The organism is Zunongwangia mangrovi (genome assembly GCF_900112105.1).
In the GTDB taxonomy this organism is placed as follows: Bacteria; Bacteroidota; Bacteroidia; order Flavobacteriales; family Flavobacteriaceae; genus Zunongwangia; species Zunongwangia mangrovi.
Window position 1 is genome coordinate 124,541 of sequence record NZ_FOKV01000006.1, and the last position, 24,057, is coordinate 148,597.

At 35.5% G+C, this 24,057-nt stretch carries 21 protein-coding genes and 1 other RNA gene; 14 read left to right on the plus strand and 8 right to left on the minus strand.

The features are described from left to right. Positions 1-27: 27 nt before the first annotated feature. The 12 genes from kdsA (at position 28) to BM201_RS13530 (ending at position 11,560) form a co-directional block, all read left to right on the plus strand. Entirely contained in the window at positions 28-846 is an 819-nt protein-coding gene (gene kdsA / locus BM201_RS13475) for a 3-deoxy-8-phosphooctulonate synthase (RefSeq protein ID WP_092543481.1), read from the plus strand. A 222-nt stretch (positions 847-1,068) separates the two neighbouring features. Next, complete coding sequence (locus BM201_RS13480) at positions 1,069-2,988, plus strand: TlpA disulfide reductase family protein (RefSeq protein ID WP_092543483.1); 1,920 nt, start codon at positions 1,069-1,071, stop codon at positions 2,986-2,988. A gap of 159 nt (positions 2,989-3,147) precedes the next feature. Next, positions 3,148-4,308, plus strand: coding sequence for a hypothetical protein (locus BM201_RS13485; RefSeq protein WP_092543485.1), 1,161 nt, complete (start codon positions 3,148-3,150; stop codon positions 4,306-4,308). A gap of 129 nt (positions 4,309-4,437) precedes the next feature. After that, entirely contained in the window at positions 4,438-5,598 is a 1,161-nt protein-coding gene (locus tag BM201_RS13490) for a hypothetical protein (RefSeq protein WP_092543487.1), read from the plus strand. Positions 5,599-5,615: 17 nt separating this feature from the next. Beyond that, complete coding sequence (locus tag BM201_RS13495; protein WP_092543489.1) at positions 5,616-7,232, plus strand: BCCT family transporter; 1,617 nt, start codon at positions 5,616-5,618, stop codon at positions 7,230-7,232. Positions 7,233-7,234: 2 nt separating this feature from the next. Beyond that, positions 7,235-8,092, plus strand: coding sequence for a universal stress protein (locus tag BM201_RS13500; RefSeq protein WP_092543491.1), 858 nt, complete (start codon positions 7,235-7,237; stop codon positions 8,090-8,092). A gap of 137 nt (positions 8,093-8,229) precedes the next feature. After that, entirely contained in the window at positions 8,230-8,835 is a 606-nt protein-coding gene (locus BM201_RS13505) for a hypothetical protein (protein WP_092543493.1), read from the plus strand. Between the two features lie 21 nt (positions 8,836-8,856). Beyond that, entirely contained in the window at positions 8,857-9,162 is a 306-nt protein-coding gene (locus BM201_RS13510) for a winged helix-turn-helix domain-containing protein (protein WP_092543495.1), read from the plus strand. 47 nt (positions 9,163-9,209) lie between these two features. Then, positions 9,210-9,527, plus strand: a complete 318-nt coding sequence (locus tag BM201_RS13515) for a hypothetical protein (protein ID WP_092543497.1) — start codon at positions 9,210-9,212, stop codon at positions 9,525-9,527. A 3-nt stretch (positions 9,528-9,530) separates the two neighbouring features. Next, the gene (locus BM201_RS13520; protein WP_092543499.1) at positions 9,531-10,304 is read left to right on the plus strand and encodes an oxygenase MpaB family protein; all 774 of its coding nucleotides are present in this window, start codon (positions 9,531-9,533) and stop codon (positions 10,302-10,304) included. A 54-nt stretch (positions 10,305-10,358) separates the two neighbouring features. Then, positions 10,359-10,859: a Coq4 family protein gene (locus BM201_RS13525; RefSeq protein WP_092543501.1), complete on the plus strand. Its 501-nt coding sequence runs from the start codon at positions 10,359-10,361 to the stop codon at positions 10,857-10,859. Continuing rightward, entirely contained in the window at positions 10,856-11,560 is a 705-nt protein-coding gene (locus BM201_RS13530) for a hypothetical protein (protein WP_092543503.1), read from the plus strand. The genes BM201_RS13525 and BM201_RS13530 overlap by 4 nt, the downstream gene beginning before the upstream one ends. 119 nt (positions 11,561-11,679) lie before the next feature. On the opposite strand, the gene BM201_RS13535 is transcribed toward BM201_RS13530, so the two are convergent. From BM201_RS13535 to BM201_RS13545, 3 genes are all read right to left on the minus strand, one after another. After that, positions 11,680-12,276: a hypothetical protein gene (locus tag BM201_RS13535; protein ID WP_092543505.1), complete on the minus strand. Its 597-nt coding sequence runs from the start codon at positions 12,274-12,276 to the stop codon at positions 11,680-11,682. Between the two features lie 219 nt (positions 12,277-12,495). Then, positions 12,496-14,517, minus strand: a complete 2,022-nt coding sequence (locus tag BM201_RS13540) for a M13 family metallopeptidase (RefSeq protein WP_092543507.1) — start codon at positions 14,515-14,517, stop codon at positions 12,496-12,498. Positions 14,518-14,585: 68 nt separating this feature from the next. Further along, complete coding sequence (locus BM201_RS13545; RefSeq protein ID WP_175487043.1) at positions 14,586-15,785, minus strand: NAD(P)-dependent oxidoreductase; 1,200 nt, start codon at positions 15,783-15,785, stop codon at positions 14,586-14,588. A 526-nt stretch (positions 15,786-16,311) separates the two neighbouring features. On the opposite strand from BM201_RS13545, the gene ssrA reads away from it, so the two are divergent. Further along, positions 16,312-16,714: a transfer-messenger RNA gene (gene ssrA, locus BM201_RS13550) on the plus strand. Between the two features lie 184 nt (positions 16,715-16,898). Then, complete coding sequence (locus tag BM201_RS13555) at positions 16,899-18,383, plus strand: S41 family peptidase (RefSeq protein WP_092543509.1); 1,485 nt, start codon at positions 16,899-16,901, stop codon at positions 18,381-18,383. 85 nt (positions 18,384-18,468) lie between these two features. On the opposite strand, the gene BM201_RS13560 is transcribed toward BM201_RS13555, so the two are convergent. From BM201_RS13560 to BM201_RS13580, 5 genes are read right to left on the minus strand one after another with little or no spacing between them, the layout of a single operon-like run. Then, positions 18,469-19,173, minus strand: a complete 705-nt coding sequence (locus BM201_RS13560; protein WP_139219235.1) for a hypothetical protein — start codon at positions 19,171-19,173, stop codon at positions 18,469-18,471. After that, entirely contained in the window at positions 19,082-21,448 is a 2,367-nt protein-coding gene (locus BM201_RS13565) for a GumC family protein (RefSeq protein WP_092543513.1), read from the minus strand. The genes BM201_RS13560 and BM201_RS13565 overlap by 92 nt, the downstream gene beginning before the upstream one ends. 11 nt (positions 21,449-21,459) lie before the next feature. After that, entirely contained in the window at positions 21,460-22,227 is a 768-nt protein-coding gene (locus BM201_RS13570; protein ID WP_092543515.1) for a polysaccharide biosynthesis/export family protein, read from the minus strand. A 41-nt stretch (positions 22,228-22,268) separates the two neighbouring features. Continuing rightward, positions 22,269-23,048: a glycosyltransferase family 2 protein gene (locus tag BM201_RS13575; RefSeq protein WP_092543517.1), complete on the minus strand. Its 780-nt coding sequence runs from the start codon at positions 23,046-23,048 to the stop codon at positions 22,269-22,271. A 12-nt stretch (positions 23,049-23,060) separates the two neighbouring features. Beyond that, positions 23,061-24,023 (minus strand): UDP-glucuronic acid decarboxylase family protein, encoded by a 963-nt coding sequence (locus BM201_RS13580; RefSeq protein WP_092543519.1) that lies wholly within the window; start codon positions 24,021-24,023, stop codon positions 23,061-23,063. Positions 24,024-24,057: the final 34 nt, after the last annotated feature.

Genomic DNA, 24,057 nt, shown 5'->3' on the forward strand with positions numbered 1-24,057 from the left:
TATCTTTGCTGAATTAATTCTAGAAAAATGAAATTAGAAAATATACCACAGATACATAATGCCGATTCTCTTAACTTTTTTCTTCTTGCCGGGCCATGTGCCATCGAAGGTGAAGAAATGGCTTTAAGAATTGCTGAAAAAGTTGTTGAAATTACCGACAAACTGAAGATTCCTTATGTATTTAAAGGAAGTTTTAAAAAAGCGAATCGTTCTCGTATCGATAGTTTTACCGGGATTGGTGACGAAAAAGCACTAAAGATTCTTAGAAAGGTTTCTGAAACTTTTAAAGTGCCAACCATCACCGATATTCACGAAATTAGCGATGCAAAATTAGCCGCAGAATACGTTGATATTCTACAAATTCCGGCTTTTCTTGTGCGCCAGACCGATCTTGTTGTTGCCGCTGCTGAAACCGGAAAAACCGTAAATCTTAAAAAAGGACAGTTTATGAGTCCGGAGGCGATGAAACACGCGGTAACTAAGGTAACCGATTGTAATAATGAGCAGGTAATGGTGACCGATCGTGGTACTATGTTTGGCTACAAAGATATGATCGTAGATTTTAGAGGTATCCCAACCATGCGCGAGTTTGCCCCTACGGTTTTAGATGTTACGCACAGCTTACAACAGCCTAACCAAACCAGCGGAGTAACCGGCGGGCGACCAGATATGATCGAAACCATTGCTAGAGCCGGAGTTGTAAACAATGTAGATGGATTATTTATCGAAACTCATTTTGATCCTGCTAATGCAAAAAGTGATGGTGCCAATATGTTAGACCTAAAATATTTAGAACAATTAATGACTAATCTTGTTGCGGTAAGACAAACCATTAATGCTTTCTAATTAGAAATTTATTTTATTTCTAAAAAAGGCTCTGTAATCTAAAAACTGCGAACAGAGCCTTTTTATTTTTGATAAAATCAGGGCGCATTTTTACGCTTTACTCATTTAAAAACGATTATATTATTCAATATTCAGAATAAATGTTAAATCAACGCTTAAACATAAAACTTTAACTCTTTTTAACTATTTTCATACGCACCACATAAAAACATCAATCATAACATGAAAAAATTAATACTACCCGCAATAGCTTTATGTACCGCTCTAACTTCTTGCGAAAGCGAACCTGAAGAGAAAGGTAAAGATATTGGAGCACTTCATATAAGCAAAGAATTTCCACAACCGGGTGATGAAATTAAAATCACTTATGCCGCTGAAGATAGCATTCCAGATAGTGAAGATGAGAAGGTTAAAGGAATCATCAATTTTATGACCGGCAGCAATATCTATCCAGAAGATATCGAACTTAAAGATTCGGCTATGCTATATACATCTAGCATCAAAATCCCAGATACGGCTACTGCGATCTCATTTCAATTCAAACAATATAACATCGACCAAAATAACAATAAGGCTGGATTTGTTTTACCCTTATATGATGAAGAAGGGAATCCGCTTACTGGAAGTGCTTCACAGATCGCAAATTTTTACGGCCTGGGTGAGCGATATGGAGGTGTAGAAATAGCTGAAGATTCTATTATTGCCAATTACGAAAGTGATTTTGAAAAAGATCCATCTTTAGAACAACAATGGGCACTTCCTTATGTTGTCGCTATAAAGGCTGACAAAGAAAAAGCCAGTGCTTTCGTCGAAAAACAAATGCAAGCTGCTAAAGAAAACGATTCTCTTAGCGAAGACGATTACTCCAAATTATCTCAAGTTAATGCTGCTGTAGGAAATAAGGAAGCAGCTGATTCTTTGAGAGGCTTAATTCCTGAAAAGTTTCCAAAAGGTTCTTTAGCCTCCTTAAGCTATTACCAGAAATTGTATCAGGCAAAAAGTGTTGATGCAAAAGAGCAGGTATATATAGATTACCAGGATAAAGTAGGAAAAGACAACGTTTATAAAAGCTACATGCTATCGACGCTGGCAAGTGAACTAACTGCCGAAGGTGAAATCGATAAGGCTCAGGAATATGCTTCAAAAATTTCAGAGAAAGGAAGAAAGGCTTCAGCATATAATAGTATCGCCTGGAAATTGGTTGAGGAAAACAAAAACCTAGATGAAGCCCAGGAAATCTCTAAAAAATCCTTAACTGTTTTAGACAATATCGATCCTAAAAAAGATAAACCTGAAACTCAAGCAGCTTCTCAATACGCAGCAAATTTAGATTATAGCAAAGCGATGTATCAGGATACTTATGCAACAATAATGTATAAGAAAGGTGATCTAAAAGAAGCGATAAAATATCAGGAAATGGCTAGCAATTCTAAAATGGCCGATGCTGATATTACTGAAAAATACATTCAATATTTAGTTGAAGATGAGCAATACGATGTTGCCAAGGAAAAGTCGGCCGATTTTATTGCTGAAAATAAAGCTTCTGAAAAATTAAAAGAATATTATAAGGAAGCTTATACTGCAAGCGGTGATGCCTCTGGATTTGAAGACGAGTTAGCTATGCTTGAAGAAAAAGGGCATAAAAAAGCTAAAAGCGACATCAAGAAAATGATGATCGACGAGGATGCCAGCAATTTTGCTTTAAAGGATCTTGATGGTAACGAGGTTAGTTTAGAAGAATTAAAAGGAAAAACCGTTGTTCTTGATTTTTGGGCGACCTGGTGCGGGCCATGTAAAATGTCGTTCCCGGGAATGCAAAAAGCTGTAGTTGCTCACAAAGACAATCCAAACGTAGAATTCTTATTTATCGATACCTGGGAGAGACAAGCTCCAGATGTTCGTATGAAAGAAGTAACCGAGTTTATTGCTGATAACGAGTATGATTTCCATGTTTTAATGGATGAAAAGGTAGAAGATAGTAACGATTTTGAAGTAGTAGATTCTTATGGCGTTTCAGGAATTCCTACAAAATTTGTAGTAGGGCCTGATGGTCGCATAAAATTTAAATCTGTAGGTTGGAATGGTAATACCGATAAATTAGCAGAAGAACTTGCCATTATGATTCAGCTTACACAATCTTAGTTTGTAATCTAATTCTGTTTTTTGTTTATAATTTTCTATTTAAAGCCTTCTATGCTCATAGAAGGCTTTTTTCTTCTTAAAACTTTAATTAAATATTAAAGTTTCATCGATTTAAGACATATGCTAATTATTCGTAGTAACTTAAAAAAAAAGTAAACTATGAATAGATTTTTACTCCAAAATTACTTTTTTCCTATTCTATTATTTAGCATTCTTCTACCCTACCAAAGCTTTGCTCAGGAAAAAAACGAAGAAAAACCCAAACCAAAATTAGATATTGGTGGCGCTTTGCGCTTTAACTACAATTTATCGTCCTGGAAACCCGAAATGCAGGAAAGAGGTGGCGATTTTGGTTTTGATGTTTTTAGACTTGCCGTCAATGGCTCTTACAAAAACCTTTATGTAAATGCAGAATATCGACTTTATTCTGAAGCCTTTGGTGGAGGTTTTTTAAAACAGGGTTGGCTTGGCTATAAGTTAGATGATAAACGCGAAGTACAGATGGGACTGGTACAAGTTCCTTTTGGTATTGAACGTTATAGTTCACACAACTGGTTTCTAAATTTACCATACTATGTTGGTTTAGAAGACGATTATGATATGGGAATACGGTATTCGTACATGGGTGATATGTTCGAATATCATTTGGGATTTTTTAAAAATGCTGAAGAACTTACCTTTGGAAATAATTCTCCTGCCTCTCCACATCGTTACGGCTACGATATTGTTGGCAACAACAAAGAGGTGAACCAATTTAACGGAAAGATTCTTTATAAACCCTCTTTAGATGGCATGCATAAAGTAGGTTTATCTGCTCAGTATGGCGGAATTTATAATATTGAAACCACAGAAACAGGAAATCGCTACGCTCTCGCTGTTCATTATGAATATAAATCTGATGACTGGTTTATAAAAGCACAGGCTACAAAAGCTGAATTCGATCCTGCGAACGCTCCCGGAAATACCAGAAATATTATCCAAATGGGCGCTTATGGCACTCCGTACGAAGTAGCTACAAATTTTGAGATGTACAACTTTGGAGTTTCACACCTATTTTATATCAATCGGGATTTTGTAGAAAAAATAGAGATTTACAACGATTTTGGGTATATGCATAAACGCATCGATGGATTTGGAGATTCTTACATGAATGTTTTAGGAGTTCTAATAAATTCGGGGCCGGTAAGCACTTATATCGATTATGCCGCCGGATATAATCATTCCTGGTTAGGTGGCGATTTTGATAACGAATTTTCTACCGGAGAAGCAGACCCTAAATGGGAGGCCAGATTTAATATTAATATTGGATATTATTTTTAAATCTTTTTTTATTGTACAATTAAGAATCAATTATCTAAATTGTTCCCAAAGATGATATAAGGCTTTACTAAATTTTAGGATTTTGTAGAAGATTTTTATTTTTTCGCGATCCACTAAAAACATTTTTGAATGACAAAAACTTTACCTCTTCGATCTTATCAGTTTTTTCTTAGCATCATTTTCTTACTATTCTCAGCTCCACTTTTAGCTCAGGACGAAGGAGAAGAAGAAAAACCTAAGCTTACGCTTGGCGGTGCACTTCGTTTTAATTATAATCTATCCAGTTGGAAAGATGGACAGAAAGATAGAGGTGGTGATTTTGGATACGATATGTTTAGGATAAATGCTGTAGGTACTTACAAAAACATCTTTCTAAACGTAGAATATCGATTATATTCTGAAGCTTTTGGTGGTGGATTCCTGAAGCAGGGATGGATGGGCTACAAGTTTAATGAAGAAGACCAGATTCAGGTTGGTCTAACTCAGGTTCCGTTTGGACTTCAGCAGTACAACTCGCACAACTGGTTCTTCAACCTTACTTATTATGTTGGTTTAGAAGACGATCATGACATGGGTATAAAATATATTCATGATTCAGAAAGGATTCAGTATCAATTAGCTTTCTTCAAAAATGCTGAAGAATTACAATTTGGTAGCACTTCAGAAATTGATCCTTCTCGATATTCTTACGATATTGCAGGACGAAACAAAGAAATTAACCAGTTTAACGGAAAGTTTATTTACAAACTTGGGAAAGATAGAAACCATCAATTAGGAACATCGGTTCAATACGGTGGTATTTATAATCTGGACACTAAAGAAACCGGCGATCATCACGGTTTTGCCTTTCACTACGAATATTTGGGCGAAAAGTGGAATGTAAAAGCACAGGGAATGATCGTAGATCACAACCCGATCACGCCAGATACTATTAGTGATAATGTGCTTCAGTTTGGGGCTTACGGTGGTACTTATGGCGTTGCAGCAGACTTCAATCTTTACTCTCTTGCGGTTAGCCGAAGTATCCCTGTAGAAATTGGTCCAATATCAAATTTGGAATTCTATAATGATTTTGGTTTTATGGATAAAGCCGAAGACGATTTTGAAGATTCTTTTATGAATGTGACCGGCGTTTTGATTACCGCTGGAAAAGTTTACACCTATATCGACTATGCAGCAGGTTATAATCACTCCTGGCTTGGCGGTAATTATGTAGACGATTTCTCTGCGGGGAACCCAGATGCAAAATGGGAAGCCCGTTTTAATATAAACATAGGATATTATTTTTAAACATCTAACACATTAGTATGGCAGAAAAAGTTACCAGAAGCGACGAGAAAAAATCCATTTTTGGATTAGAGGTTAACGGCCCGGTATTTTTCTCTTCGACCATTATTATTACCGCAAGTATTGTCTTGACGCTCATTTACGAGAAACAGGCAGAAAAAGTATTCGAAAATGTACAAAACTATGTTGCCAATAATGGTGGTTGGTTTTTTGTACTTGTAGTGAATATTTTTCTTGGCTTTATGCTCTATTTGGCCTTTAGTAAATTTGGGAATCTTAGAATTGGAGGCCAAAATGCAAAACCAGAATTTAAAACAGGTTCCTGGTTCGCGATGCTATTTAGCGCCGGAATGGGAATCGGACTTTTATTTTGGAGTATTGCTGAACCTATAAATCACTTTAACACGCCGCCAATGGCCGAAGGTGGAACCGTAGCTGCTGCGCGAGAAGCGATGAGCTTTACATTTCTTCACTGGGGTTTTCATGCCTGGGGAATTTATGCTTTAGTGGGTCTTGCTTTAGCCTACTTTACGTACACCCGTGGTTTACCATTAACGATAAGATCTGTTTTCTATCCTTTTATAGGAGATAAAATTCATGGTTGGATTGGTAACCTAATCGACATTTTTGCGGTTTTAGCAACACTTTTTGGATTAGCTACTTCACTTGGATTTGGGGTACAGCAAATCGCAGCGGGTGTAGAACACGTATTTGGAATCACGAACGATATCACAACACAGATTATCATAATTGCAGGAATTACAGGTATCGCTACTTTATCTGTAGTTTTAGGTGTAGATAAAGGTGTTCGAATTTTGAGTGAGTGGAATATGAGAATTGCTGTGGTACTTTTGCTTCTTGTTTTGGTATTAGGACCAACGATCTTTATTTTTCAATCTTTTGTGCAAAACACCGGGAATTATTTTTCAGATTTCTTGATGATCTCTACCTGGACAGAAAGTTTTACAGGAACCAAATGGCAAAACGACTGGACTGTATTTTACTGGGGTTGGTGGATTGCATGGTCTCCTTTCGTAGGGACATTTATCGCCCGTGTATCTAAAGGTAGAACAATTAGAGAATTTGTTTTGGGTGTACTTATCGTTCCTTCTTTGATCACCTTCTTTTGGATCTCTGCTTTTGGTAGTGCATCTATACAACAAGTGCTAGCTGGAGACAATGCTATTGTAGAAGCTGTAAACGAAGACGTAGCAACTGCACTTTTCGTATTTCTTGAACAATTTCCACTAGCAACCGTTCTTAACGTTGTAGGTGTAATTTTAATTGGAGGATTCTTTGTAACTTCTTCAGATTCTGGTTCTTTAGTTGTAGATAGTTTAACTTCAGGAGGAAAAATTGATGCACCGGTAGGACAGCGTATATTTTGGGCTGTTGCTGAAGGTACCATCGCTGCCGTTCTATTAGTTGGTGGTGGTTTACAGGCCTTGCAAACCGCTTCGATCGTTACGGGTCTCCCCTTTGCTTTTATTTTGCTGGTGATGTGTTATTCGCTCTACCAGGGACTTAATGAAGATATGCGAAAACTGAATAAGAAAAAAGAGCAGAAACAAAAAGAAAATTACGAGGAGGTCGTTAAAGAAATAGTACAGAAAAGAAACCTGAAAAAAGCCGATTAAAAATGATCAATGTTAACACTATACTGGTAGGGTTAGATCTTTCGCCTATGGACGATCACCTTATCGCATACGCATCTTTTTTAGCGAAAAAATTAGATATCAAAAAAGTATATTTCACTCATAATATTAAGAAATATGCGATTTCAGAACTATTCCAAGAGCAGTTAAAAGACCTTGATCTAGAGCAGATCATTGGTGACGAGCTCTCAGAAAAAATCACTAATAGTTTTGATGCTGAAGCCGAATGGGATACTTTAATTGCTGAAGATCCTTATACCGAATCGATCTTTAATCATATCGTAAATAAATATTATATCGATATGATCCTTGTAGGAAATAAGATCGATTATGAGGGAGCTGGTGTAATTACCGATAAGCTATTAAGAATGGTAAAATGCCCGTTGCTTATTATTCCTGAAACCTGTACGCCAAAACTCGACACGATTTGGGCAGGAACAGACTTCTCTAGAAGTTGTATGAAGATCTACAATAGTGTAGATTATATTAAGGAAAAGGTCGATGCTACTATCGTGGCAGCACATGTGTACCAGATCCCGGCGCAGTTTTCACCTTATGTTTCAGCAGCTACGATGAAGGAGAAACTGAAAAAACACAGCCAGGAACGCTTAGAGAAATTCATTAAGCGCATGCATAAAACCTACGATATTGAAGAAAAAGTGCTTGATAGTAAAGAATCTACGATCGCTGAAAAACTTATCGAATGCTCGCAGGATAACGACGCAGATCTTTTAATGGTTGCCGATAAAGGAAGTAATAATATTTCTTCTTTAATGTTAGGAAGCGTTACAGATGAGCTTTCAACCTCGAATTCAAGGATCCCAATTTGGGTGGTGAAATAGGCTTTAAAAAAAGCATTCTTAAATTATGCAATCTGAGTTTTAGCTAACAACTTTCTTGATTGAAAGAAATAAAAAACTAAAATTCAGTTGCATAATTTATTTTTATACATTTACTTTGATTTTCAAAGTACTTTAAAATGAATAAAGATTATTCACAGGATCTATCTGAAATTAGAAATTTAATGAATCGCTCTTCGCGGTTTCTTTCCCTTAGCGGCACTTCAGGAATTATAGCCGGGATCTATGCTATTATTGGTGCAGGTATCGCGAAAATATTCTTCTTCCCTACTCAGTTTGAATATCAAAATATTGGATTTGCTAGTCCGCAGCTAGTGCCTATTGTGATCGATCTTATGCTGGTGCTTTTGCTTAGCCTGGTGACGGCTTATATACTTTCGGCCAAAGAAGCGAAGAAAAATGATGAAAAGATTTGGGATGAAACCGCTAAAAGACTGGCATTTCATTTTTTAATTCCGCTGCTTACCGGTGGCGCCTATATTTTATCAAAATTGAATCAGGGTGATTTTGCTTCAGCTGCTTCGTTGATGTTAATCTTTTACGGACTCGCTTTGCTTAATGCTTCAAAATATACGATTGGCACCATAAAATATTTAGGAATTTCAGAAATTTTGATCGGTTTGATCTGTGCCTGTTTTCCCGGATATGGTTTTTGGTTTTGGACGATAGGATTCGGACTTTTGCATATTGTTTACGGAAGTTTAATGATCATTCAGAAGAAATAATTTCCGAAGAAAACGTCCAAAGTGAGTATCATAGAAAACATAAATAAACTTTTTGACCATCGCATTCGATTGGGAATCATGTCGGTTTTAATGGTGAACGAGAAAGTCAGTTTTAATCAGTTAAAAGAACTTTTAGAAGTGACTGATGGTAACCTTGCCAGTCATATAAAAGCACTTGAAAAAGCCGAATATCTTGAAGTTCAAAAATCCTTTGTAGATCGCAAACCAAACACCAAATATAAAGCGACGAAACTTGGAAAATTAGCATTTAAAAAACATATCGATGCCCTGGAAAACATTATAAAATCAAGAAACGAATTAAAATAAAAATTTTTATTCATCTACTTTGAAATTCAAAGTAAAAATCATCTATTATGACTATCGAAAATCCCATGAAATTAGATTACGCTTTGGCGTTAAAACGCGCACTTATCGGTGCTGGAATTGCGTTACTTCTACTGGCCGGAATTTTGCTGAAAGTAGGCGAAATTGAAAATTGGGTGTACATCCCCATTATCACCACAACGATTGGTGGCGCTGGTGGTGGTGTATTTTACTATCTGGTACGTGACTTCTTTTTTAAAGGCCATAAATACACAAAATTGATCAGTATTTTTTGCGGATTTTGCTTTCTTGTAATTTTTTGGTTAAGCTTAGTTTTCGCGTTGGCACAAGTAGGACTTTGGGATTAAGCTATGGAAACCACCTATTTCACAAAAAAAGACTCGATCGTTCGCCAAATTTGGGGAAAAGCAGATACCATCCTATTTATTTTTGCCGGTGCTGCTGCTGAATTTGCGCTGAATAAAGCGGTAGATTGGCTATATTATACCGGCAGGCTTCCCAAAGACCCGCTGGGCCGGCTTTTCTCTACCGTGAATTATGCGAAAGTGATCGTTTTTGCTGAAAATAAATCAGCTTTCCAGGCGATAGATCAAATGAATAAAATTCATGCGAAAATTGAAGAAAATCGAGGTTTCAAAATCCCAGATTGGGCATATCGCGATGTACTTTTTATGCTGATCGACTATTCGATAAGGGCTTTTGAAGCTTTGGAGCGAAAGCTAACATTGCATGAAAAACAAGAGGTTTTTCAGGTATTTCTGAAAGTAGGAAAAGGGATGAAAATCGCTGATTTACCCTCTAATTTTAAAGACTGGGAATTACAACGAAAATCACAACTTCAGGACAATTTTGAATATAGCGATTTTACCAAAGATCTATTTCTTCAGTATAAAAAACACTTAGGAATTATTCGTTATTGGCTATTACTGGAAGCACAAATCTTAATGTCGCCTGAAAGAGTAAAAGAATTACTGAATTTCAGAAATCAGTCTGTTCTAATCGCAATTATCCCGGTTTACCGACTAAGCCGAGTATTTAAAATCGATTATATCCTGAAAGAACTTATACTGCCTAAAGATTACAAAAACGACATCAAAGCTTTGGATCACTCGGCAGCTCATTGATCAAAAAATTTTAATCATTCACTTTGATTTTCAAAGTACTTTAAAAATATCTTTATGCGAAAGCGATTAATTCACTGGCTTTTTGACCAGACTCAAAAAGTCTATACACAATTTTTAAAACGTAATCATATTCCGTGGAATATTAGCACTGCTCAACTCCTCCACTACCCAAAAGAGAGTTTTGGTTTTCATCTTGGCGAATTCCTGAATAAAAATAATTTTGAACTTATTGCAAAAGTAGAACGGCATGATGCCTATCATACGCTTTGCGGTTACGGCACCAACGTTGAAGACGAGATCGCCTTGCAATATTTATGTTTAGGTAACGGAAAACACAGTCCGTATATGTTTGGTGCGATCGTATTGGGTACACTAATTCTTCCCGATTACTTCAGGTATTATTATCGTTCTTTTAAGATTGGTAAAAACGCGAACAAATTTCATCATTTCGATTTTAAAGAAGTGCTTCCGTTAAACTTTGAAGATTTCAGGCAGGCCATATTTAGCCGAAATTATATAAATTCAGTCTCAATTTTATCCATTCCGAAGAAATGAAAATCATTGCAAAACTTGAACAATTTCATCTTCAGGCAAGACGAAATATCTGGATAGGTTATTTTGCCATTTTTTGCCGAATCGCTTTGGCGGCAGGCTTTTTACCTTCGGGATTTGTAAAGATCAATGGCGAACGATTTACGGCTTTAGCCATTAATCACCCGATGGGACACTATTTGGAAGCGCTTTTTTACACCGGTTATTATTATCCTTTTATTGGTGTAATGCAAATGCTTGCGGCGGTTTTACTTTTGATTCCGCGCACGGCAACTTTAGGCGCTTTGTTCTATTTCCCTATCATTTTGAATATTACGGTGCTTTCTTTAGCCGTTCGTTTTGATGGTTCACTTTTTACCGCACCGCTTATGCTTACAGCTGTGATCTTTTTGCTGTGCTGGGATTATCATAAACTGAAATATATTCTTCCATTAAAGCAACATACTTCTGAAAAATTATTTCCACAGCACCCTAAAATTCGCAGGTTTCCTTTTGCATTTTTTGGTGGCGTTTTTATGTACTCGATCGGTTTTATCTTTTTTATCACCAATATTTACGAGATCATGCCACGTAATTCAGTTAGAGATTGCGAGCGACAATGCAGCGATACCGAGAATCCCGAAAATTGTATCACATTTTGCGAATGCATACACGAGGAAGGCAATTCACTACAGGAATGTTTGGAGGTTTATAAGGGAGATTAGTTATCGATAATTTTCTGTTGCTAGTAATTCCTTCATTACTAGCGGTGCCGTCTAGTTACGAAGAGTTTTTGATAGGAATCTTGCCATACAAAATTATTTAACTTTGTTGGGTACTGTACTTAATTTTGACTAAATGTGATAAATTCTCCTTCAAAAGTTTTGTCAAGCTCAGAAATCAATTTATCCAATTTATCAGAATCTATTATTTCCAACGAATGTAAATGATAGAACATAGCGTATTGATATTCGTAATTCAAATTAGGGTTTATTTTTTCAAATCGCTTTTTCAAGTATGTATTTCGACGTTTGAATAATTCGGTAATAAAGAAGTCCATTTCTTTTTTTGAAGGTTTATTTTTATAAAATTCAATTCCTTCAAAATCTATACATCTCAGAACTGTCGAACCCATTTTTAAATTAAATATCCCAAAAGCACCTCCAGCAAGAAATATTAGAATCCATCTATATATTTTACCGAGATTATCAATATTATACATTTTTAAAACTAAAAATGAAAAAACAATTAGAACTCCTAGTATAATAATTAAAAAGTAATGAATAGGATTGAATTTCAATGAAACAAATTCATTAGTGATATTTTCAAATGGAATAGTCCGTCCACTGCTCCCAAATGAGCTATCTTCTGATATCTTAAGTACGTTTCCCTGAATGAGAAAAGTCCTTTTTTCTCCACGATGCTTTTGTTCTAATTTCAATTTTCTTGTGTTACGTTGAATGGTAAATTGTATAAATAGGGATTAATAGATTTATATTTTTGTCTTATTGAAATTTTAATACTCAGATTTCTGATTATCAAATTCTGGTTTCTGTACGACGTGCTTTAATTACAGCCAACGCCCATTATCAATCAAAGAATGATCGATAACAGGCGTTTTTAAATAGAAATTAAATATTCTTTAAAAAACATAAAACCCTTACCAAATAAGAATTCTTTCATCTTCAGCTAAATACAATGAATCTTCTGGCTGTACATCGAAAGCTTCATAGAAATGTGGATTGTTCATTAAAGGTCCATTTACTCGCCATGATGGTGGCGAATGCGGATTGTTATTAATCCATAATCGTAGAAATTCATCCTTCATTTTTACGCGCCATATTTTAGCTACCGAAAGGAAAAATCGCTGATCTGGCGTAAATCCGCCGATCTTTGTTGTATCCTGACCTTGCTCAGTCATTTTAAAAGCATCGTAAGCAACCGCCACACCAGCAATATCTGCAGTATTTTCACCAACCGTCATTGCGCCTTTTATATGAAGGGAATCCAAAACCGTAAAGGTGCTGTATTGATCGATCACCTGCTGGATTCTCGATTTAAATTTCTCGTAATCGCTATCTGTCCACCAATTTTTTACGTTTCCTTCTTTATCGAATTGCGCTCCCTGATCGTCGAAGGTATGCGTTAACTCGTGACCAATCACCATTCCTATTCCGCCGTAATTTAATGCATCATCAGCTTCGTTATCAAAATAAGGAGGTTGTAAAATTCCTGCCGGAAAAACAATTTCGTTTGCCGAAGGATTGTTGTAGGCCGTAACTGTAGAAGGTGTGGTAAACCACTCAGATTTATCTACCGGCTCTCCCAGTTTTTCCAAATTACGTTGGTATGCCGCGGAAGAAGCCGAAACGATATTTTCAAAATAAGTATCTCTATCGATACTTACATTGCCGTAATCCTTCCAATTATCGGGATAGCCAATTTTCTTAGTGATCGCAGCCAATTTTTCTTTGGCTTTTATTTTTGTGCTATCACTCATCCATTCTAAATCTTCTATTCTTTTTGCATAAGCTTTCTGAACATTATCAACTAACTCTTGCATACGCTCTTTGGCTTCTTCAGGAAAATATTTCTTAACGTACAACTGCCCCAAAGCTTCGCCAAGATATCCATCTACGGCACTTGCCATGATCTCTCCTCGAGTTTTCTGAACTGCTTGCCCAGAGATCACTTTGGTAAAATCGAAAGAAGCATCTACAAAAGGCTTGCTTAAATTATCTGCATAATTTTCTAAAGTATGGGCTTTTAAATAAACCTTCCAATCTTCTAATGGAACGGTTTTTAAAAGCGAATTAAGAGTATCGTAATATTCTGGTTGCCCAACATCGATAGAATCTGTTTGCGCATTTAGATCTTCTAAAACTGCAGGCCAGCCAATATTTGGATGATTTTTGTCCAGCTCGCTTACCGCCATTTTATTATAATTGGCTTTTACGTCACGACGCTCGATCCTGGTTCTATGCGATTCGGCTATCTGCTTCTCGATATCATAAACTACACCGGCTTTCTTAGAAGCTTCAGCATCGCTAATCCCGGTAAGCTGAAATAATGTGGAAAGGTATTTTTTATAAGCTTCCTGAATTTCTTTTGTTTCTGAATCTTCACTGAAATAATAGTCTCTATCTGGTAAACCAATGCCCGTCTGACTAGCATGTGCGATATTCATCTGGCTATTTTTATCGTCTGGCCCAACGTAAAAACTTAAGATAGAACCATTCCCAGACATTGTTGTATTCGTCACAAAATGCATCATCGAAGAAATATCGGAAATAGCATCGATTTCATTCAAAATTGGTTTTACAGGTTCAAAGCCTCTTTTGTTTATCGTTGCTGTATCCATCCCGGAAGCATAGAAATCGCCCACTTTTTGTGCAATACTAGCTTCAGCATTTTCACTTTGCGAAACACTATCCAGGATTCCCTGCAAACGAAGTCGCTGCGGATAATTCATAAACATATAGGCTCCTACCCCAGCCTGAGTTTCAGGAATTGTAATGGTATCGTACCATTTTGCATTAACGTATCTAAAAAAATTATCGCCGGGTTTTAGATCCTGACTGATACCGGTAATTTCTTTGTATTTCTTTTCAGAAGTTTTTTCTTCATTTTTACAGGAAGCCAGGGAAAGCAAGCCCAGCAGAAGTAGTGATGTTTTTTTCATAATAAGAGAGAAGTGATTAATTCTAATGTCTAACAAGATACGATATTGGATAAAAACAGCTTTAGTTTTTAGCTTACAAAATCCTGTAAGTAAGAGTATTTAGGCGTTAATTTACCATTTTTGGTCATTCGGGCTCTTTCTAAAATTCCGTTTTTATCATTATTGAAAAAAGCCGGCAGTACATGCTCTAAGAACATTTCTCCAAAACCTTCGCTGGCATCTTTAGGCAATTCGCAAGGTAAATTATCTACCGCCATTATGGTAATCGCTTTGGGATCCTTAAAATCTATTTCCTTTTCTGTTTCTGGATCGTAGCCATAAATAGGATCTGCGATAGTTGAAGGACGTATCGTACTAGGAATAGGCCCGGCAATATCACAAGAAATATCTGCAATAAATTTTATGCTGAAATTGGGCGTTTTAGCCTCTTCTTTTGTAAAAAATACGGGAGCACCTTCGCCATAAAAATGCCCGGCAATAAAGAAATCGCTGCTTACGGCAAAACGCCAAAAATCTGATTCGTACAACTCGGGATTACTGAAAAACTCAGGAATGCTTTCTTCGGCACCATCTTTACGCTTATTATAATCTAGGACATCGATATGACAATAAACCGGCTCATCAAATTTTTCTGAAAGATATTCTGGCACCTCAACTTTCTTGATTTTAAGATGATCTAAAATTTCTTTAGCGCCACGAGCTACTTTTCCGCTACCGGTAAGCACTATTTTAAGATTTGGTAGGTTGATTTTATCCAATTCGGATAGCATTTTGGCGAGATCTGGAAGATCATCTGCTTTTGGTAAAGTGAAGCTTTCATTTTTGAGTCCGATTGCTCGAAATCCGTTATACGCACCTACCAAACCGGCATATCTACCAAAACCAATAAGTCGCATTCCGCTTTCGCTGGTAATCACCTCGTGATCAAAAAGCTCGATGTTTTTATCTAAAATCGCCTTTAAAAGGTCACGATTATAAGGTTGTTTTTTGATGGTATGAGAAAAGAAAAAGTATTTTTTATTCGGAATTAGGCTTTGAATCGGTACTTCCTTAACTCCGATCATCACATCGCTATCACTGATATCTTCTGAAACCTGAAATCCTTCTTTTTGATATTCTTCGTCCTTAAAAATTCGAATATCAGATTGCTGAACTTTAAATTGAGCTTCTGGAAATTGTTCTTTTGCTTGTTTTAGATGTTTTGGCGAGAATACCACGCGACGATCTGGTGGTGTTTTTTCTTCCCGAATAATAGCGAATTTCAGCATAGATTGGTATAGGTTTTGTACGATTTATACAGGTTTTTAAAAGCTAATAGTTGTAAAAACAGATGTGTCTTTTTAGTTTCGCGATCTGTTGTTTTTGTATCGAATTTAGTTTTCCTAATTTAAAAATTAGTGGTCTAAATATCTATTATTGAGATCTTACTTTTTAGGATTTTAAAAAAGTTATAAAATATTTAAAATCCCGGTTATCGAGAAACTTAGCTTATTGCAAAATAATAAAGCTTTGATTAAAAAACTTATTTTATTTTCGAGCTATGACCAGATATATTTAATCTCGATTATCGGGTAAAGATATAAATTTAATAGTACCTTTGCAGGCCTTGCCATTTTGTAAGTGGTAAGCTGAATTTGATGTTCTTTGTTTAATTGAAATTCGATTTTGCGTTAGGGATAGCAGCGGTTAGCTTTTTGTGAGGCGACGAACAAAAACTAAAAGCGGATAGCCCGCCGTTTGGCCGATAGGACAAACGGAACGCCCAAAAACAAAGCACTAAGTTCTTTACATATTGGGGTCGACTTGGTTTTGACAGCGAGTCTAATTGAGTTGTAAGCACGCCGAGCGCTGGGATATAGCTCGTAAATCTCATATTTCACACTTTTTTAAACGGCGAGAATAACTACGCCTTGGCTGCATAACCGAATCATAGTAGGTTTTGCTTAGTCCCTACAAGGTAGGGAGCCGAGATGTCTCGTGGAAGCCTTGATTTACGGCGTCCACACCAGAGGCACCGATAAAGTAAATATAGAGACTGCAGGGCCTTGATGCAGTTTTGAAATTTAATTGAGGATACGGAAAAGGTTAGGTTGTTTTTGGCCAGATCTTTTCCCGACAATCCAAGCGAAAACTAAGCGTGTAGAAAGCTTCTGAATTGCTTGTTTGGACGAGGGTTCGAACCCCTCCGACTCCACAATAAAAAACTCCCGAGATTCTATAGAATTTCGGGAGTTTTTTGTTTTTGTAATAATTTATTTGCTTAATATAATCCACTTTTAACGTTAAAATCGTTTTTTTAGAATCCGCTCCTATTATATTGCCGTATATTTTTTAAAATCGATTGGCATAATTGCTGATATGTTTTACATAAACTGAAACTAATGAAAAAGAATTTTCTATTACTACTCTTTTTAGCAAGTTTGTTTTCTTTCAATGCGTGTTCTGAAGACAATGATATCCCAGAGGAGGTTGATCCAGAGCCAGAGCCAGAGCAAACTGAACTTACAGAAGAAGAGCGAATTGAGCTGGATGTGAAAAACTTTATCTATCGCGGGCTTAACGACATCTATCTATACAAAGGAGATGTTCCAGAACTTGCCGATGAATATTTCACTAATGATGATGCGCAAACCGAATTTCTAAGCGATTTTAGTTCTCCTGAAACCCTTTTTAATTCCCTGCTTTCTGATAAGGATGAGTTTAGCTACCTGGTAGATGATTACGAAGAATTAGAAAATCAATTTGACGGAATTAGTGGTGCTACTGGTATTCAATTTGGATTGGGCCTATTAAGTGGCACCAACGATCTTTTTGGTTATATTCAATATATTTTACCGGGAACATCTGCTGAAGAAGAAGGCTTAACTCGTGGAACTGTTTTTACTGAAGTTGATGGAGAACAACTAACGCTATCGAATTATAGCGAATTGCTAACACGTGATTCCTTTACCATAAATATTGGCTATGTTGAAGATAATACGATCTTTTTAACTGATGATACTGCAAATCTTACTGATGATTTTTATACTATGAATCCTGTTTTTATTACTGAAGTCCTAGAGATGGAAGGAAGAAAAATTGGATACCTGATGTATAATAGTTTTATAGCCAATTTTGATGAAGAATTAAATGCAGCTTTTGCGGAGTTTAAAAGCGAAGGCGTTACAGATTTGGTTTTAGACCTTAGATATAACGGCGGTGGTTCTGTAAATACTGCTACAGATTTAGCGAGCATGATAACGGGACAATTTGAAGGTGAAGTTTTTTCTACGGAAGAGTGGAATGAGGATTACCAGGAATATTATGAAACTTTCTCACCCGATTTTCTTGTTAACGAATTTGATTCAGAATTAAGTGACGGGGAAGCAATTAATAGTCTAAATCTTAGCGAAGTTTATATTCTAACCACCCAGGCAACGGCATCTGCAAGCGAGTTAATCATAAACGGACTAACACCTTATATTAATGTTGTTCATATTGGGGAAACAACTACTGGTAAATTTCAGGCGTCTGTAACCTTATATGATAGTCCCAATTTCGATGATGAAAATCGTAACGATGATCATACGTATGCTATGCAACCTCTCGTTTTAAAAATGGCTAATAGAGATGGCTATACAGATTTTATCGATGGTCTTACTCCAGATATAACAATTACTGAAGATCTAAATAACCTTGGCGTTCTTGGTGACCCGGAAGAACCATTTTTAGCCAGAGCAATTGACGAAATTTTAGGTAGAACTCAAGTAGAGTCCAGAATGATGATTCAGGATAAATTTCAATTCAAACAAATTGGAGAGAGTGATATGTTTAAACCTACCTATCAAAAAATGTATATCGATAAGACTCCTGTTATTAAGGAGTAGTTTATTTCAGATTAGCAATTAAAAAAGCCCCTTTAGTTTATAAAATATAAACCTTAGGGGCTATCGTAGCTAGCAGCAAAATCTTCTAGAATCTATAACTGTATCTAAGTCCGAAACTTTTTATTCTGAATTCTCTGTATAGGCCTTCGTAGTTTATACCAATATTATTTAATCCAGCAAAGTATTTTAAAGCTATGCTAGATTTTTCTGAAAGGTGAATTATTGGCCCCAAATGAATCCCTAAATTTCTATGTTCCAAGGAATGTGAAAACATTTCTCCATCTTTCCGATCATTTCCATTTGTAAATATTATTATTTCAACTTGTGGACCAAAAGCGATATCTAAAATTTTATTCACTCTGATATTTAATGCTCCTGGAAAACTTAAGTAGTATAAATTGAAATTATTATCAAAATATATATCCTTACTACGTCTCAATCTTAAGACATAATCTAATGTTAGGTAAAATGTTTTAGATAGATTTAGTGCTGTCCCAATTCCAACTGAAATTCCAACTCCGGGCTCTGTATCCGATTCAGTTTCATTGGTAAAAGAAAAGTAGGTATCACTAACAGATGAGCCCACAAGCAAATGAAAATCATAATTTCTTTTAGCTTCATCTTCTTCCTGCCCCTGACTTATTTGAAATACGGATAGAAACCCTAACATGAATAAATATTTAATTGTCATGATACAGTTATGAAGTAACGGTGTTAGCAGTGCTTGTTTTAATTTCTCTAGAATATTTTTTTCGTTTCTCCCCATAACCATAGCCGTACTTATTGCCATAACGCAGGTTTGAAAATTGAACACAATTTAAAATACAACATATATTTTTTAAAGTAGTCCCATTTGCATCCTGTATAAAATCAAGGCTCTCTTTTTTGGTACTTCCTGCCTTTACTAGATATAAAGTAAGATCTGCAAATTCACTAATAATCGCTGTATCTGCTACCAGCATTGATGGAGCGGTATCGACTAATATATAATCGTATCTTGATTTCATTTCATTGAACAAATACTCTAACCTGTCACACCTAAGTAATTCACTAGGATTATAGGGTATACTACCCGAGTAAATCATGTCAAGATTCGCATGAATATTCGATTGTCTAACAATCCCATCAATTTGCGCTTCCTCAGACAAATATTCACTCAATCCAATAAAATTTTCTGGATTTTCTATGTATCTCTGCATTTGCGGATTTCTAAGATCTGCTCCAATAAGCAAAACTCTCTTGTTACTATTTGCCATGGTAATACCAAGATTCATAGTTGTAAATGTTTTCCCTTCTCCTTTAGAAGATGAAGTAAGCATGATGACTTTAGAGTCTTTATCATCAAATCTTTTCTTTAGATGAACTTGCATGTTCGTCAATAAAATCCTAAAAGACTCTGCTAATATCGATCTATCCTTTTGTTGTATTAAAAAGTTTTTTTTCACCCTTCCCAAAGAAGGGATTTCTGCAACTAGAGGTATTTCTTTCGATAGAAACTCTTGGAGATCAATTTTGCTTCGAACCTTATTATCTAAAGCCTGAAAACCAAATATTACAGAAAAAGGAACTAACAGTCCTAACAAAACAGCTCCTAAAAAAATGCTCCTTGGATTTGGTGCTACTGGAATTCCATTACTATAGGCTTCATCCACTATTTTAGCTTTTGGCTCAGTTACTGCAAGAGCCAAAGTATTCTCTTCTCGCTTTTGCAAGAGATATAGATATAAAGATTCTTTAATTTTTTGCTGTCTTTCTATACCTCTATTTTCTTTTTCCTGAAGTGGTATCTCTGAAATTTTTGAGTTAACGTTATAGGACTGTCTTCTAAGCTCATTAAGTGAAATCTGTAAACTCGATCTAGATTGTTTTAATGACTGATAGATGTTGTATTTTACCTGTGCCAAATTATCATTAATTCGCTTCACCATTGGATTCTTTTCCGTAGAGCTATTAAGTAATCTATTACGTTCTAAAATATAATCATTGTATTCTGAAATCTGTTGATTAACACCTGCTGCCTCTATACCTAAATTAGCCGGGATAAGATCATCACTATCAGTTTCAGACAAAAACTGAAGTATTGTATTAACGAGCTCTAATTGCGTGCCTAATTCTTGTTTTCGTTTACTATACTCACTGGCATTTTGAACAAATATTTCAGACTCCGATGATAAATCAGTAAGACGATTTTCTTTCTTAAATTCTACTTTACCAGTTTCAACAGAATCTAATTCGCTATTAATTATTGTAAGCCTCTCGTTAATGAAATTAGCTGTATTTGCAGCAATCAAATTTTTATCTTCTATTGCATCTTTATTATATTCTAGGATAAGTTGATCCAATACATTTTTTGCTCTATTAGGCACCGGATCTATAAGTTCAAATCGAATTACATTCGAACTATTTTCACCTTGAATTAAGGAAACTTTATTTCCATAATTGGCGGCCATAGATTCGATAGAATGAAAGTCAACATTCACTGGCAGGTTTTTACCATCTGACTTAGGATTGGTTAATAATATTTTCGAAAAACCAATATCTAATGCCTCATTAACATTCACCCTATATTCTTTAAAATTTTGTCTATCTATCACTAAAAATTTATCTTCCCCTAAATAGGTTACTACAAAATTGGAAGAAAACTTTTTAAGCTTTTGCGCATCGTATGCTAGAAGTTTAACTGTAAATGGTTTATCATCATACAATTCTATATTTCTAAATCTACCATCTATAGAGTAGGTAATATGCAAATTAAGTGCTTTTACCACCTCCTTCATTAATTGCCTGGAATTCAATATTGATATCTCGCTCTCTATTTTTTCAGATCTTAATCCAAACATAGAAGCATCGCTAAAACCATATGCGGCATCAGAACTACCTTTGGCCCCATCATTCTTAATAATTATACTGGCCGTAGCCTTGAATACAGGAGTGGCATATTTTAAGTAAAAATATGCTGCACTTACGGTAATAGCTACAGTTATAATAAACCAGTACCAATACTTAGTATATTTTTTAAGCTCTTGACCAATCTTTTTTTGGTTATTTTTAGATTTATTACTCATAATCAACCATTTTAATTATTAGTTATCAGAACTACGGTAGAGATAATAACAGATGCCAAAGATAAATAGCTAGAAGCTGTTCCAAGGAAGCTTGCTGATTGCCTCCTCGCTCCTACTGGCTCTACATAGACAATATCGTTTTGTTGTAGATGATAATAGGGAGATGAAGCAATATCTGCATCTCTCAAATCAACATACTTTCGAATTTGTTTACCCTCAACCTGACGGGCAATTAAAATATTTTTTCGCTTACCATAAATCGTCATATCCCCTGCAAGCCCTAATGCCTGCGGTAGCGTGATATGATCGTCTTCAATAAAGAAGGTTCCCGGGCTTTTAACCTCTCCTAAAACGCTTATTCTAAAATTTAGAATACGTACATTAACAATTGCGTCCTTAACATACTCACTAATTTCTGATTTTATTTTTTCAGCTAATTGAATATTAGTTAATCCGGCAACTTCAATTTCACCAATAACCGGAAATTTAATTGTTCCTGTATTGGACACTAAGTAAGTCTCTAATTCAATATTTCCAGGCATTCCTGATTGCCCTACAGTTTTAGTTAAATTAAAAGGTATTGCCGCATCAGGTTCTTCTGTAGATACCCTGATCGTTAATACGTCATCTGGTTGAATTTTTAGATTATTATTTATAAGGTTCAGATTTTGCTCACCTTCATCTCCCTGCAAATACGCAATTTTTCTACGCGAAACACATGACGAAAACAAAAGCATAACTGTTACCAATAAAATAAATGAATTTGCTGCTAGTTTCATATTATTTATTAAAGGTTAATTATATATTTACATCTTAATTATTAAAACCACCTGTATAAACTCTTAGAGTCTACCATTCTTGGAATTAAATGATGTGGTATTTTCCTACCTATTTTAAACATCAAGGTTAAATAACCCGCTAGCTTATGGTATTTAATAATTTTCATATCTTCTGAAGATTTCTTTTTCTGCAATGCTAAGGTTGTACTTTTCCCTCCTAATCTCATTTTAACGACCCAATCCTTCAGGTAAAACTTCTCAATATGCTTATTCTTAAACCATCTCAAAGAGATATCATAATCCCCAGCTATAGAATAATTTTTATTATACAAGCCGAACTCTTCGTAAACCTTTCTTTTTACATAGATCGTTGGATGTAATGGTATCCATCCGAAAAACAAATGACTATTTTTAAACGGATTAGAAGGATAAATTCTCTTGATTAAATTTGGGTTATCCTTACTCACAAAAACACCTTTTCCATAAACCAAATCACTACCAGAAACATCAAAGGCTTTAACAATCTTCTCGATAGTTCTCTCTGAATGGAAGAAATCATCAGAATTCAAAATTCCCACCACATCTCCGGTAGCCCATTTAATTCCCTTATTATATGCATCGAAAATACCAGAATCAGGTTCAGAAATAAAACAATCTATTCTGTCCAAATATGGCTTTATTTTTTCTTTTGTTCCATCGGTAGAATTACCATCGATAATAATATATTCGATATCATGATATGTCTGGCTAAAGACAGACTCTATACACTCTGCTATGGTATCTTCGTTGTTATATACCACTGTTATAATTGAAACTTTCATAATTTGATTCTTTTAAGCTTGAACAATTTGTGGTTCTTGCATTAGAACCTCTTCGAAGTACTGAATAGTTTTAGTAAGCCCTTCTCTTAGTTGAATATCTGGTTCCCATCCATCCAAACATTTTTTAGCAATAGCGATATCTGGTCTTCTTTGTTGTGGATCATCTTTAGGCAAAGCCTTAAAACTAAGTTTTGATGAGGAACCAGTAATATCTAAAATTGTCTGGGCTAACTCTAACATAGTAAACTCATTAGGATTACCTATGTTAACTGGACCGGTAAAACCTCTTTGAGTTCCCATCATTCTAACCATGCCATCTACTAAATTATCTACGTATTGAAATGACCTAGTCTGATTTCCACTTCCAAAAATTGTTATTTCTTCACCTTTTAAAGCCTGAACAATAAAATTAGACACTACCCTACCATCATTAGGGTTCATATTAGGGCCATATGTATTAAAAATCCGTACGATTTTTATATCTATATTATGTTGATTGAAATAATCCATAAATAATGTTTCAGCACATCGCTTACCCTCATCATAACAGGATCTTGGTCCAATGGTGTTTACATTTCCCCAATATGATTCTGGTTGTGGGTGAACGTAAGGATCACCATAAACCTCACTAGTACTCGCTTGAAGAATTTTCGCTCTTACTCTTTTTGCCAGACCTAAAGTATTTATAGCTCCCATTACAGAGGTTTTCATCGTTTTAATTGGATTGTACTGGTAGTGAACAGGTGAGGCGGGACAAGCTAAATTATAAATCTCATCTACTTCTGCCATAAAGGGTTCTGTTACATCATGGCGAACTAGCTCAAAATAGGGGTGATGCATCAAATCAACGATGTTTTGTTTATTCCCTGTAAAATAATTGTCTAAGCAAATTACTTCATTACCTTCGTTCAGTAATCTTGCGCAAAGGTGTGAGCCAATAAAACCTGCACCACCTGTAACTAGTATTCTTTTCATCTTATTAAATTTTTATTAAACATTTTATTTATTA